General features: G+C 47.1%; 10 protein-coding genes and 1 pseudogene. 3 read left to right on the top strand and 8 right to left on the bottom strand.

Going from position 1 to position 16426, the window contains the following annotated elements:
- Positions 1-240: 240 nt before the first annotated feature.
- The 6 genes from ACVA58_RS26265 to ACVA58_RS26240 all read right to left on the bottom strand — a co-directional run bounded on the left by ACVA58_RS26265 (position 241) and on the right by ACVA58_RS26240 (position 9032).
- Positions 241-2442 (bottom strand): ATP-dependent DNA helicase, encoded by a 2202-nt coding sequence (locus ACVA58_RS26265; RefSeq protein ID WP_446513206.1) that lies wholly within the window; start codon positions 2440-2442, stop codon positions 241-243.
- A complete protein-coding gene (locus tag ACVA58_RS26260; protein WP_446513205.1) occupies positions 2439-2885 on the bottom strand; it encodes a VPA1267 family protein in 447 nt (148 codons plus the stop codon). The genes ACVA58_RS26265 and ACVA58_RS26260 overlap by 4 nt, the downstream gene beginning before the upstream one ends.
- A complete protein-coding gene (gmtX, locus tag ACVA58_RS26255; RefSeq protein WP_446513204.1) occupies positions 2878-3558 on the bottom strand; it encodes a gamma-mobile-trio protein GmtX in 681 nt (226 codons plus the stop codon). The genes ACVA58_RS26260 and gmtX overlap by 8 nt, the downstream gene beginning before the upstream one ends.
- A 1-nt stretch (position 3559) precedes the next feature.
- Positions 3560-6370 (bottom strand): gamma-mobile-trio integrase GmtZ, encoded by a 2811-nt coding sequence (gene gmtZ / locus ACVA58_RS26250; protein ID WP_446513203.1) that lies wholly within the window; start codon positions 6368-6370, stop codon positions 3560-3562.
- Positions 6371-7918 carry a gamma-mobile-trio recombinase GmtY gene (gmtY, locus tag ACVA58_RS26245; RefSeq protein ID WP_446513202.1) on the bottom strand — a complete coding sequence of 516 codons (1548 nt, stop codon included), beginning with the start codon at positions 7916-7918 and terminating at the stop codon, positions 6371-6373.
- 202 nt (positions 7919-8120) lie between these two features.
- Positions 8121-9032 carry a LysR family transcriptional regulator gene (locus tag ACVA58_RS26240; RefSeq protein ID WP_446513201.1) on the bottom strand — a complete coding sequence of 304 codons (912 nt, stop codon included), beginning with the start codon at positions 9030-9032 and terminating at the stop codon, positions 8121-8123.
- 200 nt (positions 9033-9232) lie between these two features.
- Here ACVA58_RS26240 and ACVA58_RS26235 point away from each other — a divergent pair, with 200 nt between their 5' ends.
- From ACVA58_RS26235 to ACVA58_RS26225, 3 genes are all read left to right on the top strand, one after another.
- A complete protein-coding gene (locus ACVA58_RS26235; RefSeq protein ID WP_446513200.1) occupies positions 9233-11014 on the top strand; it encodes a sodium:solute symporter family transporter in 1782 nt (593 codons plus the stop codon).
- Positions 11015-11087: 73 nt separating this feature from the next.
- Positions 11088-11639 (top strand): acyltransferase, encoded by a 552-nt coding sequence (locus ACVA58_RS26230; RefSeq protein WP_446513199.1) that lies wholly within the window; start codon positions 11088-11090, stop codon positions 11637-11639.
- 1 nt (position 11640) lies between these two features.
- Positions 11641-13911, top strand: a complete 2271-nt coding sequence (locus tag ACVA58_RS26225; RefSeq protein ID WP_446513198.1) for a heparinase II/III domain-containing protein — start codon at positions 11641-11643, stop codon at positions 13909-13911.
- 129 nt (positions 13912-14040) lie between these two features.
- Here ACVA58_RS26225 and melB read toward each other — a convergent pair whose 3' ends face one another.
- Positions 14041-15393: a melibiose:sodium transporter MelB gene (melB, locus tag ACVA58_RS26220; RefSeq protein ID WP_446513197.1), complete on the bottom strand. Its 1353-nt coding sequence runs from the start codon at positions 15391-15393 to the stop codon at positions 14041-14043.
- 60 nt (positions 15394-15453) lie between these two features.
- Positions 15454-16426: pseudogene (locus ACVA58_RS26215) on the bottom strand (glycoside hydrolase family 36 protein); the annotation flags it as partial.

Below are 16426 nucleotides of genomic sequence, written 5' to 3'. Positions count from 1 at the left end.
AAAACAGAATGGGGCAGAACTGTGTTACCCCTCCTGAACTGCAATTGGCCAGCAACACGTAACAGCAGAGTCTTTTTTTCATTTGGTACTCGCTTATGGCTCTGCCACAGGGCTTGGTAAGGCGTTGGCACATCCTGTGCCCACACCTACCCAGTAGGCTATCAAAGGATATGCTGTAAAGCAGACTAGGTTCAGCCACTCGTTCGCCTTCGGCTTGACGTTCGCGCAGCTCACTACTCGCTAGGCATTCACCGAGTCAACTTGACAGCCCTTCAGCTTTTCTACGACTTTAGACTCAATCAACTTAGCCATCATGGTGTTCCGAGTGGAAGTGTGTGATGGAGCCTCAATCACTTCGCGGATCACGTCTTCATCACCAATGATATGCACCTCATTCTCCGCCCTTGTCACAGCGGTATACAACCAAGCCCTGTCCACTAACCGGGATTTCGGCACGATAATAATGATTCGGGGGAACTGGGAGCCTTGGGCTTTATGCAAGGTCATCGAATACCCCAAGTTCACATCATCAATCAAGTTACGGTCAATCGGTACTATGTGGCCTTCATCGGTACGAACCTCACCTAACGTATCGCCATCCTGAGTGACCGAAATGAGCTGGCCTAACGACCCGTTCTGAATACCTAGGTCATAGTTATTCCTGATAAAAATAACCCTGTCATTCTGTTTTAGCTCATGATTAAAATACTCGATCCCCAACTGAAATAGCATACGGGCTCCATCAGGATTTACCTCAGCTTGTATGCTGGCATTCGACTCTTTGACCAGCACTTTTGTGGGTGCAACCACTCTGGATTCGTCAGGCTTTAGGGCAAATAACGTCGTCGCAATTTCAAGCATTGTTTCTTTAGACGATGCTTGGTGGAATGTAATGTTGCCTGTTGTTAAATGGGCGGGGACTTCACCGTCATTGATGCTTTTTGAATATTCTGGAATGCCTGTTGAGCCTTCTTGGCGCTTTACAATATCAAGGGTTGTATTAACGATAACGCCTGAATCAATCACATCAAATAGGATTCGCCCTACACCTATTGGGGGGAGTTGGTTAGGGTCGCCAACCAGAAGGATGCGCGTTTCAGGGGGGATGGATGTCACGATGCGGAACATGGTCGGCAAGTCAACCATCGACGCCTCATCAATGACCACGAGGTGTTTTTCATCCGGTGACTGCTCCTCACCTTTTCGTAAAAATCCTGCTATGGTGCTGGTTTCCATACCGATACTTTCATGCAAACGCTTCGCTGCCCGCCCGGATAGTGCCAATGCATGGATGTGGTATCCGAGGCTCTTGAAAGCCTTCAAAGCAGTGCGTAAAACCGTTGTTTTACCTGTTCCCGCACCACCTGTAATGGTGGCAATACTGTTGTCTAAGGCACTCATGATACCTTGCTCTTGCTTCTGGGTCAGTGGGTACGGCAATCCATGAATGGCTTTCACATAAGCATCATTAACGGCTTCATCATATAAGTCATTGTTAACCGCAAGCGTAGCGAAACGTTCAGTGACCGTATTCTCCATCAGGCACATGGCAGTTGATTGGTAAGCTTTTGATGCCTCATGGTAAATCCAGCGGCACTCATCAAAACTGACCTTCAATGCAAGCTTTATCAACTCAGCCTCTTTGAGATACTTGCTTAACCCGTAACGCAAATCGTTCTGATAGGCGCAGGTATGGCCGCCATCCATTGTTCTCATGATGGCGGCTTCAGACGCTGCAACCAACCTGCGGGTATCGACGGGCAACACAAAGAACTTATCGCATGCCAATTCATCGGTATCAGCAAAAGACAAGCCGAATGTCATTAGCCTGTACGGGTCGGATTTTATAGCGTTAACGGACTCCTTGCCGTGGTGTTTAAATAATCTCGCTTGAATGTCCTGTGGAATGCCATGCTTTGTCATCCAGTTGGCACTTTTGAGGTTTGCGTACTTGTCGAATCCCTCATACAGCGCTGAAATCGAGGTCTCGGTTAAAACGGCCCTTAACTCCTCACGGTTGGCCTCTGTGTCCTCCTCTACGAGCGTGTAGAGCTTCTTACCAAATGTTGTCCATAACTCCCTAGCCTTAGATTCACCGATTCCCTTAAAGGTCGTTTGAGAGGCAATGAAGCGCACCAGTGCTTCTTGTGTGTCAGGAAGCGTGCAGGTGATTTTACCTGGGGACAAAAAAGCGTGTTCCTGCATATCAAAGTCGCCGACGGCCAGTGATTTAACCTCACACTGGCCTTCGATGTCCCAGTGTTGACCGATAGCGGGAGTAACAGGCAGCATTTTGGGGTTCATCTTGACGCTGACCATGTATTTACCGTTATTGATTCGGTAGCTATCCCGCTTGAGCGGCACACCTAGCAGCACCACCACATCACGTAAATGCAATGGAATGCTGGTTACCCTGAATGACTCTTCCTTCAATTGCATCATCGTGGCATCACTCCCATCTCGGCAATGTAATGGGACAATTCCTTGAATTTCTTATTCTCTTTTTTAAGGTCTTCCACCTTCGCTTCTGCTTCCATCAGCCGTCTTTCCAGCTCATTATTCCGGGTTTTCAGTCTAACGACTTCACTTTCTGAGCTGTCATAGCGTTTAGGTGTATGACTTTCTTGCTTCGCCTTGCCTTTATCACTAAGCGGGGGGAGCCACTTGTCCTTCCTTAGTTTATTTTCGAACTTTTCAATTTCTTGGAGTAACTGCTTGTTTCCGGTTTTGGGTTTCAAGGCATTGCCAGAGCACCCAATCGCCGCTTGCAAATCAGTGCGATTAAGCCGCCCACCATAGGTTATCGCCTCAATATCAGCCTTAGACTGGGTCTCAGCCCACACCAAGAACGTGTTAACGAATGCCTCACCCTTAGCTTTACTCATCAGACTCTCCCAGTACCTTTTTGATGACCTTGGCGAATGGGCGTGGAAGTACCTCCGTATCGTACTCGGTTGCCATTACTCGGCCATTTTCATGAATCTCCCAACCGTTCTCTTCTAGGCGCTCCGTATCGAACAGTGCCTTTAGCGCCATCTTCTCCATTTCTGTCAATGTGATAGGGGGCAGCACCTCAACAGGGTTATCCGGTGCCTGGTTATCAAACTGCCGGACTGGCCTACGGTCTATCACAAACTCCGTCTGGCTTTTCAGGATATTGAGTTCATTCCTGAAGCGGTTCCGCTCAGCAATAATCTGTCCCATCCATGCACGAAGGACTGGATCATCAATCTGCTTTAGCAGGTCGTTGTCCTTCGGCTCCCTGCGGGATTCGGCATGGGGGACCGGCGGCTTTTTCATGGTGGTATCGGCCTTGGCGGCCCATGCCGCTATCAGGTCACGAAAGTGCTTGTTTTTCGTTGCACGAATCGACGGGTAACCCACACCACCGTTATCCTGCGACACCCTGCCAATGGTGGTGACAGAAAAGTCCCGCTCACCACTTTCATAGTATTCGCTCAGCATGGTGTTGAGCTTGTCGATAGAGTTCTGCATCCGCACTGACTTACCTTCCTTTAGGCTTTCAGCGAGGATGTCAGGGTCGATTTCATTCGCCATGTCACCTCACTCCTATTAGGTCTTTCAGCAGTTTGGATTGAATGGTGTCGCTGCTCTTTATAAGCCCTGCAACCCCTTTCTCCAGCAACCCGTTTTCCTCAAGGTATTGGCCTGATTCAAGGTAAGTCGCGGCTTTGCGCATACCTTCCAACAAGTTATCAGGGTCGGCAATCTTTGCCATTTCACGCATGAGGGCATTCGCGGCGATAGCAGAGGTCTTATCGTCCATTTCAAGAAACACAGGCTCGTAACCTTTCTTGACCAAGAAGCGACTGAGTGTTTTTGCTTGGCGGGGCAGTGCGGGCAATTTCACTAAATCATCCATCAAGGCTGGGTAGACTTCGGCATCGTGGCTAAGCAGCGAGAGGTGGAATAGCTCAGAGTCGGTTTCCATAAATTGAAGCGCGATTTCAACATCATCTTGGTCACCCAGCGCCACCAACTTATCGCTGTTATCGCCGTCTTGGCGTTGGTTTTCAATATCCACAATGCGCTGAATCAGTTTGAATGTCCCGATGTAGTCCTTGACAAGCTCGTTGGCTAACGCATTCTGCTGCTCCACACGGTTTTCCATGAGTTCCATTTCAGCGTGTTTTGTGAAAACCGCATCACTCTCTAGGGCGTCGGTGAGTTCATCCTTCAGCTCCCTCAACTCACCTTCCAGTTCGACCGCAAGGTTTGCGGCATCATGAACCTGATAGCTCAAACGGTTGTTGTGGGCGATTAAGGCTGGCAAATATAAGGCGTTAGTGACCAACCAGCGGCAGCGGGTACAGCTATGGGGAGGGAGGGATTCGTAGAGTCTGTTATGACTATTTGTATTATCGACAAGTAGAACACCGCCATTCCAACAGCCACTGGGCGGTGCGTCTATGTCCATTTTCGTGGTGTTGCCGCCTACCAAGCACAGCCCACAAGGGCGGTTCGACCATCCCACGGGTAACTGCTTGGTCAAGGCACTCAATGTGCCTTCGTTATCGTGGTAGACCATCTTGCACTCAATCTGCTCCAAGCTTTGGTTGCGAAGGAACAAGCGGGTCTGCTCCCCTGCGTTTTCAAGCAGATTAGTGTGAGTCCCATCCATCACATCTCGCATCACACTGGGCGTTATTTTGTTGTAGTAGATGGTCATCAAAAGTCGAGCATGTCCCGCCAAGAGCTTCGAAATGACAGGCAGGGGTAAATCTGTTTCCATTGTGTAGGCGGTAATGAGGGATACACGAATGGAGTGAGGAGGGAAAGAAGTGGATACCAAGTAAGCCAGACTCGTACCCTCAGGGTAATCCTGCACTAATTTGAGCTTACCTCCATCTTTTAGCGTAATGCCTTTGGCTGCTAACTGATTTTCCAGCTCAAGCAATAATTGATACCAAAATGTCGAAAGCGTGGTTCTATTCAACGGTTTTTGTTTGTCTGAGCCTTTTGCAGAAGCGTCACGGAACAAGAAACAAATACTTCCCATTGCATTTAATTGCATTTGTGTTTTCTTTATGCCTGTGTGTTTCGCTTTCAAACCCAGACAGGAGGTGGGCTTTGGAATCGGGTTGTATTTCTCTTGCCAGTTTCTCAGCTTTTCAAGCCAGTAAAGCACCTCTTCATTTTGCCATGGGATGGTATATCCCCGGTCAAATTCGTCTTTATTTTGGTCGGCTGTTTTGTTGGAGTTGATATACAAGCCTGTTAAATAGGTGCTTTCATAGCTGTCATAAATTCGGGTAAACACCCCTTTACTGAAAGGGTTTCTCGCCGACCCTAGCTTGAAGTCATGTTTTTTATTGGGCAGCCAAGCACCGCCCTCATATCTATGCGTATCTGCTTCGCCAGAATCGAGCATACGTATCTGGTATGTGCGCAGCGGCAAATGTAGCTTGATAAACGCAAGCATGGCGCAAACGGGCGACCAGTGTTGGTAAATAAGCACATCTTGATTTCCCTTACCTTTGATATTTCGCATAACCGTTTTACTGCGCCACAAAAAGTCAGGGTCGGATTGATGGGTTTTAACATAATCGCTATCGACTTCAATCCACATGTTACGACCAAACTCAGCCTCGGATGCCCATTCCCAATCAGAGAAGTGGGTAAAGCGATATGATGGCAGCGACTCAATAGAGTGAATTTCGGCGTTTTTGAGCGTAACTGCATGCTCACTCTCAGCCACTTGCTTAGTGAGTTTACTCTTCAACTGGTTGGTGGTCGCACTTGCTAGTTTGGTTTGCAGCCTTTCATGCGTTTGCTGAAGTTTATTGAGTTGCTCTGTGGCTTTGTCGCTTGCGACTTTTTTACGCTGCGCTAATTCACCCTCATCAAGTTCTGGGCAAAGGATATTGCGCAAATCAAGCACGTATCGGTAAGGCAACGGAGTGCGTACGGTCTCTGGTTTGCCACCGGGAGATTTAACTTTCTCAAAAGGGTTCATAAACATCACTTTCGGTTGGCCGCTATCATGCTCAATGCTGAAGTGATGCTTAATCACCCAGTCAATAAAATCAACGATGCTGTTGTTGTACTTCTCTTTGGCTGCATTGACACCCTTGTCTACTATTACCTTTATGAACTCTTCAGAGGAGCAAATATGACCATTATTCCCACTGAAAAACAATGGCGGGTCTGCGGCATAGGGTACATGTGAGGTGAGATAGGTCTCAAAGAAATGCATAAGTGCACTTCTTTGGTACTGGTTTGATTCCAATGTAGAAAACCACCCCCTCGCAAAGTCTGCCCATTGCTGCCACTGTTTGCCGTGAGCATTTACAAGCCACATAAACGTATCATCAGTTGAGCGCCCGTCACGGGTTATTTTTTTTGCCATTTAGTTATCTCGCTTACGGCTGAGTTTGGGGTGCTTACCTGTAAATAACCCTTGCGGGTCAATGTCCTGAAACCCATATTCAGTGAGTGATTGCCAATTGGGTGTTTTGCTTGTTTTCTTGTCTTCGAGTAGGGCTTGCGATGCAGACTCAACGCACTTTTTGACGGCTAGTTCGTCAGGCTCGTGGCGTTGTTGCAACTGCTTTGAGGCGACATTCATTGCTTTGGTAACATCGACTGGCGAAGGCTCTGTGTACACCAATTGCGATTCGATATTGGCGTGGTGCAATGCTTTTCGGATAATAAAGGGGTCTAAGCGTGAGTCGGAAAGGTTGTAACCATAAGCGTGGCGGTGACCATGGGGGTCGAGTCCTTCATCTTTATTTGGCTCTAGCCCGATACGCCTTAAGCCTTTTTCATAGGCGCTTTCAAACGCCTTGATTCGCATTGGCGAGCCGTAATACCTCTTATCTTTGCCAAATGAAACAAAGGCATAGGGGTGGCGCTTATTGTCGGATACCATGTCGGCGCGGTAAGGGATGTATTGCTGCCAGAGTTTTTTGAACACTCTGCCAGCCTCAGCAGGGAACCAGTAAACCTGTATAAAATTGTCTGTGCCGTTACATGGTTTTGTCCATTTTTGCCCAACGTGCTCATTGCCGATCATATTCTTACGCGGTATACGGCCATATTTTTCTTTCAGGTAGCTTGCCCTGTTCGTTTGCCCCCCTTTAGATTTGAAGCTGTGGGGGGCTTTACCATCCTGCTCATCATAAATTCGAACAATGCAGTTTTCAGGGTCGTCGGGGTCGTCTAACACATCCGTTACCCAAAGGTTAATCGCTTCACTATGCCGAAGCCCGCCCCCTTCCATAAGGGTTATTATCATCTCATTCCTCAGTGAGACCCTTACATCTTTCGACTCACCGATGGCAAAGAAGAAATCATCAAAATGCTGTCTAGGGAAGCGTTTGGCAGCGTTATCCGACGGTTTCAGTCGAGCGCGGCCTTTGACGGTGCGAACTTTCTTCGTTGTTTCATTCAGGCTTTTATCTTCAATGTGCCCGAGAAAGTCATATTGTGTTTTTCTGTACCAAGCCGCGTAGTTCAGGCGTTCTTCATGAGGAGTCGCGTCCTGCAGGGGATTCATGCACTTAGCGCCATGTTTCTTCGCTAGGTAGTCCGTCAACTTCGTTAGGGAAGAGACCAACAGGTTCACCTGATGCGTTGACGCTGGCATCCAATATAAACCTGACGGGTCAAGCCCATCCTCACCAATGGTGCCTGTGTATAATCGAGAGGCAAAAGTCTGAAATAGTAACTCTGGATCGTTAAACACATCCTTGTTCACATCCATGTAAGCCATGAGTTTTGATGTAGCTTGCAACAACCTAGCAAGCGTGGATTTGCTCGCGCCTTCTCCTTGCAGCTTAAGAATGTAATCAGTCAACATAGGTATCTCACCTTGCTCGGTGAGCAAAATGTATGTTTCGGTTTTAACCCCAGTGTTGTCCTCTTGCACCTTAGCTCTAGCTCGAACTGTTACCATCTCCACCTTCTAGTAATACATATAGTTCATACAATATATGTATAGTCCAGCGTGGAAAATAAACAAATAAAAACCCCAGTTAAGGGGTTTTATATCAAAGTACACACTTTTTTCCGGGGGGGATAACGAGAGGTAAGCCTGTTTTTTATGTCTATGCACCTGCACATCTGTAAGTATTGGCCCCCGACCAAACACCAAACATTTAGCTTTGTAGCATCAGCTGAATATCTGGCGCTTTGTTCAAGCACGCTCTCACCAGCTCCGACAGTTGAGGCGCTCCCCCCTGCCGCTTGTAATACATATACAGAGGCAACACCAGGTTCACTTCTGTAATAGGGATACAGACACAGTTATCCTGAGCAATAAATTTAATACACTTCGGTGCGATAGAAATCCCCAGCCCTGAAGATACCGATGTCACCAAATGGCGCATATTCTCTGGATGGCAGGTAACATTGGGTGAAAAGCCATTCTCCTGACAAAGTAGCAGAATATGCTCGTACATCTCGGTCCACTCATGGGGCTGAAACAAGATAAAGCGCTCATTGCGCAGCTCGCTCAAAGACAGCTCTTTACGCTCTGCCAGTGGGTGGTTCAACGGCAGAATAGCCATCAATCTGTCTGAGTATATCTTTTCCACCATAAACTGCTTACCGTCCAATTTAGGCTGTCGACGGGAAAAGGCGATATCAATCTTATTCTCGATTAACGCCTGATACTGCTCATCGGCGGCCATTTCATAGAGGTTGGTATGGGTATTAGGGTTCGACGCCGTAAACCGGCTCAATAACGTCGGTAAAAAGAATGAACAAGCAGTCGCCAGATAGCCGATATTGATCTGGCATTCCCCTTGCTCTGTCGTTTGCCCCACCAGCGATTTTACCCGCTGATCATTGGCAATAATATTCAGCGCCTCAGGCAATAACAATTCGCCAGCGTGAGTAAGATCGACCTGGTGAGTTGTCCGTTGGAACAGCTTTACACCCAGTTCATTCTCCAATTCAGAAACATGGCGCGAGACCGTCGGCTGCACCGTATGCAGCTCCCTCGCGGCAGCTGAAAAGTTCTTTAACTTTGCCACGGTTATGAAAGTTCTGAGTGTTTTTATATCCATCCAACTGTCCATTCGTCATTTGTATTATTGTTATACATTAATATCATTTCCACCGATTGGTAAGGATCTCTATAGTGAAACGTGTATCAAGTCCCATGCTTTTTCACGCATGGTTACTTAAACCAAAACAACAAAAGGGATGAGACATCTCAATTTTGTCTTATAACACCTTCGCCCTATCACAATAGGAACCTACAGATATGGATATAGATATTCTTGTCGTTCTCGTGTACTTCATCTTTCTTATGAGCCTTGGCTGGGTATTTCGCTCGGCGGCCTCTAACACCAGCGAATACTTCCGTGGGGGAGGCCGCATGCTATGGTGGATGGTTGGCTCCAGTGCGTTCATGATGGCACTTAGCGCCATGACCTTTACCGGCCTGATGGGTAAAGCGCTAACAAGCGGCATGTCAGTGGGTGTGGTGTTTATTGCCAATGCCCTCGGCTACTTCTGTAACTACCTTTTCTTTGCTGCTAAAGCGCGTCAAATGCGTGTGATCAGCCCACTTCAGGGCGTAAGGCTACGTTTGGGTAAAGTGAACGAGCAGGTCTTCACTTGGGCTAACGTACCACTCAGCGTACTTCAAGCTGCTATCTGGCTAAACGGTTTAGCGGTATTTACCAGTGCGGTCGTCGGTGTTCCTCTAGAACAAACCATTATCGGTGCCGGTCTGGTCGTACTGTTCATGTCATTGGTTGGCGGTAGTTGGGCGGTTATCGCCTCAGATTTCATGCAGATGATCATTATCACTGTAATGACATTCGTCGCAGCCATGGTGGCGATTTGGAAGTCTGGCGGTGTGGGTAACCTAATGGAAGTGGGTCTGCCTACCCAGCAACTAATTGGTGACGGCTACAGCTACACCCACCTGTTTGTCGGCTGGTTTATCTGTATCTTTATCAAGCAGTTCTTTAGCACCAACAACATGGTCGACTCTTACCGCTTTATCGCCTCAAAAGATACTAAAAACGCCCGTAAGGCAGCTCTGTTAGCTTGTTTCCTAATGATCCTGGGCCCAATGATTTGGTTCCTGCCGGCATGGTTTGTCGCGGGTAACTACCCAGATGTGACAACTTGGGGCTTGGACGGTCTAGGCGACAAGGTTGCCGATGCAACCTACTACATCTTCGTAAGCCGTGAAATGCCTGTTGGTATGGTTGGCTTAATGTTAGCGGCAATGTTTGCTGCAACCATGTCATCAATGGATTCAGCACTGAACCGTAACGCCGGTATTATCCTGAAAAGTGTGTACGAACCATACTTCTGTAAAGATTTCTCTGAAAAACACCTGATGCTTGCCAGTAAGATCCTAACTGCGGTATTCGGTGTGGTGATCATCATCACAGGCCTGTTCCTGACATCTCTAAAAGAGTTCGGCCTGTTTGACCTGATGATGTTGGTCGGTACGCTAGTTGGCTTCCCGGTGCTTATTCCTTCCATCATGTGTTTCTTCATCCGCAAAACGCCTGACTGGGCTGGCTGGGGCACAATTTTGGTCGGTATGTGTGTTTCTGCCATCATTGCCTTCGTTATCACGCCACAGACTATCGAAGCTGTACTGGGCCTAGATGCACCAATCAGTGCTCGTGAATTTGCTGAAATGAAGTCAGTTACTCTGGGTGTTATCGGTCACATGTCGATTACGTTGCCATTCTTCGTACTGTCTCGCTTCTTCTACAAAGAGCCATCACCTGAACGTGCAGCTGAAATCAACAAGTTCTTCAACAATGTCGATACTGAAGTCGTGGTTGAAGACACCGAAGCTAGCATTGTAATGGATAACAAACAGCACGACATGCTAGGCAAGATGCTACTGACTGCATCGCTATTCTTGGCCTCATTGGCCCTAGTTCCTAACCCACTGTGGGGCCGTGCGTTGTTCATTGTTGTCGCGTCAATTGTTGGCTTTATCGGTTTCTTACTGCTTCGCTCCAAACGCAAGTTGAATGAAGCCATCGATGCCGAGCTGGCAACGAACTAAGTAATATTAATTTTTATTTTGAGTGACTTGGGATAGGAGCAGCCTTGCTCCTATCTCTTTTGGGGAGACAAACATGTCAGTACAACAAAGATTCGGTGGCGAGTTGAGCGAAGAGGAATTCAAAAAATTCACGCTCTATACCACCCAAAGCAATAATTTCGAGGATGACAATACCCGAGCCCAAATCCTCGGGTTCCACAACGAAGGGGTACGTATTGCTCCGGGAGCCATTGTCCGTATTGGCGACAACCAACCTGCCAAAAACGCTTATGTCGGTCTTTACAGTTACATCAACGGCGATGTCACGATTGGTGAGAATGTATTGATTGGGCCGCATGTTTCGATCGTAGCCTCCAACCACCTATTCGATCCGGCAACAGACCATTTCAGTGCCCGGACCTGTCTGGAAAAAGGCAAAGTGGTGATCGAAGATGGTGTTTGGTTGACTTCTGGTGTCGTCATTACCCCCGGAGTCAACGTTGGCAAAGCCGCCTTGGTATGTGCCAATGCCGTCGTGACCCGCAACGTCGTACCTTACGCCATCGTCGCGGGATCTCCGGCCGAGCAAATAGGGGAAATCAACCCCAAAAGTGGCGAATACATTTGGTATAACAAGGAGGTGTAATATGCTGTCTCTACGCCGAACTCATGATTTTCAAAAGTTTGTCACTCCTGAGCAAAACAAACCAGCACAGGTCAACCCGCCAAGCTTTAACTGGCCACAGCTTGACTATACCGCCGTGTACAGTATCGAGCTTGAACATGTTGAAAAACAGCTACAATGGCGCTGGGAAAACGTCAGTTCACCATTTCGCCTGCCTTTCATGCTTTCTTCTGGTCAATATCGCTGGCGAGTACAGGACATCAACAATGAAACATCGCAGTGGATGACATTTGCCATCGACGGCCAAACAGAAAAATACTTACCTCCTAGTGCCAAGGAATTGTTTGAACAATGCGCCCGACATGATCAATTCCTAATGTATTTTGACCATGATCTTGCTGCAGTGCGCGATGCGTCTACACAAGCTTATGAAACGTTTAAGAGTACGGCAACACTGGTCGAACTCGATACGATTTCTTACCCGACACATTACCGTCGAGGCCAAGAAGAAGGTAAACGTACCGCCATTGCCAATGTTCGAAACTGGATTGATCGCGACTTGATGGCGCTTACCCTGCTCTACAAAATCTGGGGCGAGGAAGAAAGTGGTGAGTTAGCCGTGCAACTCCTGCTGCGATTAGCAGAGTGGAGTCCTGAAGGCCCGGCCTCACTGCTGCGTCCGTGCACTTGGGGCGACGAAGTTGGCTTGTCTCTGGCTCGTAACCTGTTTCTTGCCTACCACTGGCTGGCACCACTGCTGACTGAAAGTGAAAAAGACTTCATCAGACCGATGCTGGTGCGCATTGCCTACCAAATGGAAGAACGTTTGGAGCAAGATCAATTCAAGCAGTTCCCTGGCCACTCACACACTTCTCGTCTACCCGCATACCTTGGCGTAGCCGCCTTGGCACTGCACAAAGAATATGATGAGCAAGTATGTGAGCGGTGGCTGAACTACGCTTTGATGATTTACCAAAGTGTACTGCCTTTTTACGGTGGCGAAGATGGCAGCTGGGCTGAAGGTCCTTTCTATTCATCGTCGTATAGCAAGTGGCATCACCCCTTCTTCCTGTCAGTAGAGCGGATCAGCGGATTCTCTTTCTATGAGCACCCGTTTTACAAAAACTACTGCCAATTTGCGATGGACTTTGTCGCACCCGAGCAAGAGATCCACCCGTTCGGTGATGGTTTCTGGTGCAAACGTGATGGCAAGGAATGGCCGGGCTTTTTTGCCCAGAACCCTTTACGGATCTACGCTCAGCGTTTCGGTGACGAGTACGCCCGTAAAGCCAGCCAACAGCTGGAGTCGAAGATCGACGTGTTCCACCTGCATTTACTTGATGTCGTCCCAACCGTTAAACAGCTGGTATTCGCTAAAGACGCCGCGGTGTCTGAAAAGACGACTTGCGCCAAAACAGAATGCCAAGAAGAAACCGTTTACAACCAATATTACCCCTTTGCCGGCCTAGGCAAAGCCCAAACCGAAGGGCTAGCGCTGTACTACCGAGCAAGCCAATTCGGTAACAGCTCACACCGCCATGCCGATCAGGGTAACATCGCTTTGTTTGATAAAGGTGAGAGCATCCTCACCCCAAGTGGCAGCTACGGCTACCGGTTTGGCAGTGGTCACCACAGCCAATGGACCCGCACGACCCAAGCCCATAATTTACCGCTCTTTGTTGATAACAAAGAGAGCGGCACAGAAGTGGGAGGCAAAGGCCAAATCTTGGATAACGAAGCGGCGACAGCCAAGGTACTGCGGCAAGAACAAGGAGCTGATTGGTCACTGGTTCAACTCGAACTGAGCCATGCTTATGAAGAGACCGATCACTTCACCCGTACTGTTGTCATGCAAACTGGTAAAGGGCTGTTGATTTGTGATCAAATCTCGCTGGGCAAGCCCCAAGCAGTGCAGTGGCGATTGCACTCCCCACTTGATGCGCTCGTTGAAGGTAACCACATTAACCTTGCAGGACAAGGTACCGACTACCACGTTGGTTTACCAAGCCATGATCGCATCAGCCCTGAATTGTCATATGGCTACGACGATGATAAATCACATGATGAGCAAGTGGTATCGGATGCCAACGAGCACATGTACCACCTTGAATGGTCGCTGCCTGAACAAAAAGAACACCTGATAGTGTCGTGCTGTGAGAAACAGCCAATCGCCTATCAGCTTGGAACAGATCAGACCCTCACGATTTTTGCCAACCAAGAAACAATCGTGATTGACCTTAACAATGACAGTGTTGATATTCAGCAGACAGCTGAAAAAGTCGCTGTCGGGTGAGATGTGAGCCGTAATAGTTAATAGTTAATAGTTAATAGTTAATAGTTAATAGTTAGATTGCGATAAAGCAAACCCCACCGGATTTTCATCCGGTGGGGTTTTAGCATTGATACCTGTTCAGAATCTATTTTAGCTATATTTTAGCTCTAAGTTATTTTGAATACGATCCAGTTCATCGTCGTTCAACAAGTACATTTTGTTATAGATATAGTAAGAGGCGATGCATAACAAAGCAGGGGCTAAATATATAATTTGTAAGCCCATTGTTGTCGCTTCCGTTTGCATTTGATTCGGTACATACCCGATTAAGGTTAATGATACCCCCACAAGGAAGCCTGTCAGCGCACCCGAACATTTGCTAACAAGGGTATTCACCGAATACAACACACTTTCAGAACGAACATTATGTTTATCGTCACCATAGTCAACCGTATCAGCCACCATGACGAGTACTATCAACCAATATAATGCAGACGATAAACCATTAAATACACCAGCCAAACCGACCAACACAGTGGATGTCGGGGCGAAATTAGCCGTAATATACAAAGTGACTGCCGCCATTAACGGCATAAGCAGTGAGCAATTAAATAAACGTTTACGACCGAATTTTCTTACGAGAGGCTTAAATACAACGAGTGAGGCCACACCAAAGATCCCGGCCCACAACATTGAAATAGAAAACAGCTTCGAGTCACCAAGTACATACTGGAAAAAATAGAGGTTAAGGCCATTCATTAAATTCACGGCCACATTATAAAACAGTGCCATGACTATCAGTGCGAGAAACTGGTCATTTTTAAATATAGCGGTGCGAGCACTTTTCAAATCAAACTTGCTAGCAGCTTCCGGATCTTCTTCAAAATTCTGTTTAGTCCAGACACAAGTGATCACTGCGCTGACAATAGCCAAGACAGCGGCGATAACGCCAAATAACATATACCCCTGGCCTTGGTCTCCATTGCCTAAGTAATTGACCGCATACACACCGGCACCACCCGCTAAGTAACTCGCCCCTGTTGCAAAAAGTCGAGGGTAAGGCATTAAGCCTTCTCGCTCTGACTTATTAAGGGTGATAGTGGGTACTAACGACCAGAACGGTGCATCCAACATTGTGTAGGTCATGCCCCATGCAATATAGGTAACGGCAATGAAGATCAGTTGGGTCATACCTTCCAACTGATGTGCTGAGAACAAAGCGATTATACACACGGCATTTAAGATGTTACCGATCAGAATCCAGGGCTTATAGCGTCCCCATCGTGTTTTTGTTTTGGCAACAATATATCCCATCATAGGGTCATTGACGGTATCCCATACTCGGGCAATCAAAAACACGGTTCCGATAAAGGCTGCGGAAACACCGACGACATCGGTATAATAGAAAAACAGAAAGACATTAATCACGTTTAGCCCGAAGTCTTTACCAAAACCACCCAGACCAAAACTTATCTTTGTACCTAAGTTTACTTTATTACTCATAGCATTAATCATAGCGTTACCTATTATTGTTGGATACTAGAGGTTGCTGTAGTTAGATGTTTATTTTTTAATTTTTATATACCCTGATTGAGGGACTGGAATTTCACTGACTCCAATCAAATCTTGTTGCGGAATTTCGTTAATTTTTTGTCCGATACAGTTGAACACAGTAATATTGGCAATAATATTCTCATCAGATTTAATAAATACTGAATGGTTCATTGTGCCATTCACCACTGTTATATTTTCTTCTTGGTGATTAAATACATCACACACCATCGCAGCATGAACCGTGATAAGCTTTTCTTTACCGAGTCGTGAGTCAATAATGGGATAGTGCATTTCCGGGTAACAGGAGTTAAGTTCACCATTCAATAAAATATCTTTATGTTCATTCCAAAACGAAAGCCAATGCCTGCTCATTGTTAAGTGCTTATCCGGCAGGGTGAGTAAGTTAGGTGATATTTGAGGTACTGAAAATAGCGTATTAATAAATTGCAAACTGGCACTTTCAACGGTATCCGTCTCTGACCAAATAAACATATCGGAATGAACCGCGGTACTACCAGAGAACAGCCTTAAATCCATGATCCCCGCTCTGTTGGTAATGGAGTCATGAGGGCAATCGTGTACACGGAAAATATTGCCATACTTGCGGATCATCGAACCAATATAACGCTGGCGAAATTCAATTAAAATATCCGGCTTGATTGCCAACAACGCCTCTCGGACAGCCATCATCAACTGGTCTACCGCTTCGGGCAATGATTCGGTATCCCGTAATGGATCAGGCTCTAGCGCTTTCCCTGTGGCAAGACTCATGTCGAACTCATCAATAAAGTCCAATTTCAGCCCATCAAGGTTATATTTCCGCACCAAGCGTGTATAAGTCCCGACCAAAAATTCACGGACTTTCGGGTACCTTGGATCCAATGTGCCAGTTTGGTTCTGCTCGCTATAAAAATGTATGGTCCGCCTCGTTATTGCAAGGGTAAAAATTGCGATAACGGGGTTGGTTTGCGCTAATGTATTC

It is taken from the genome of Photobacterium sp. DNB22_13_2, from assembly GCF_052873915.1.
The sequence above is the reverse complement of the archived record's forward strand: the minus strand, read 5'-3'. Positions and strand labels throughout refer to the sequence as shown.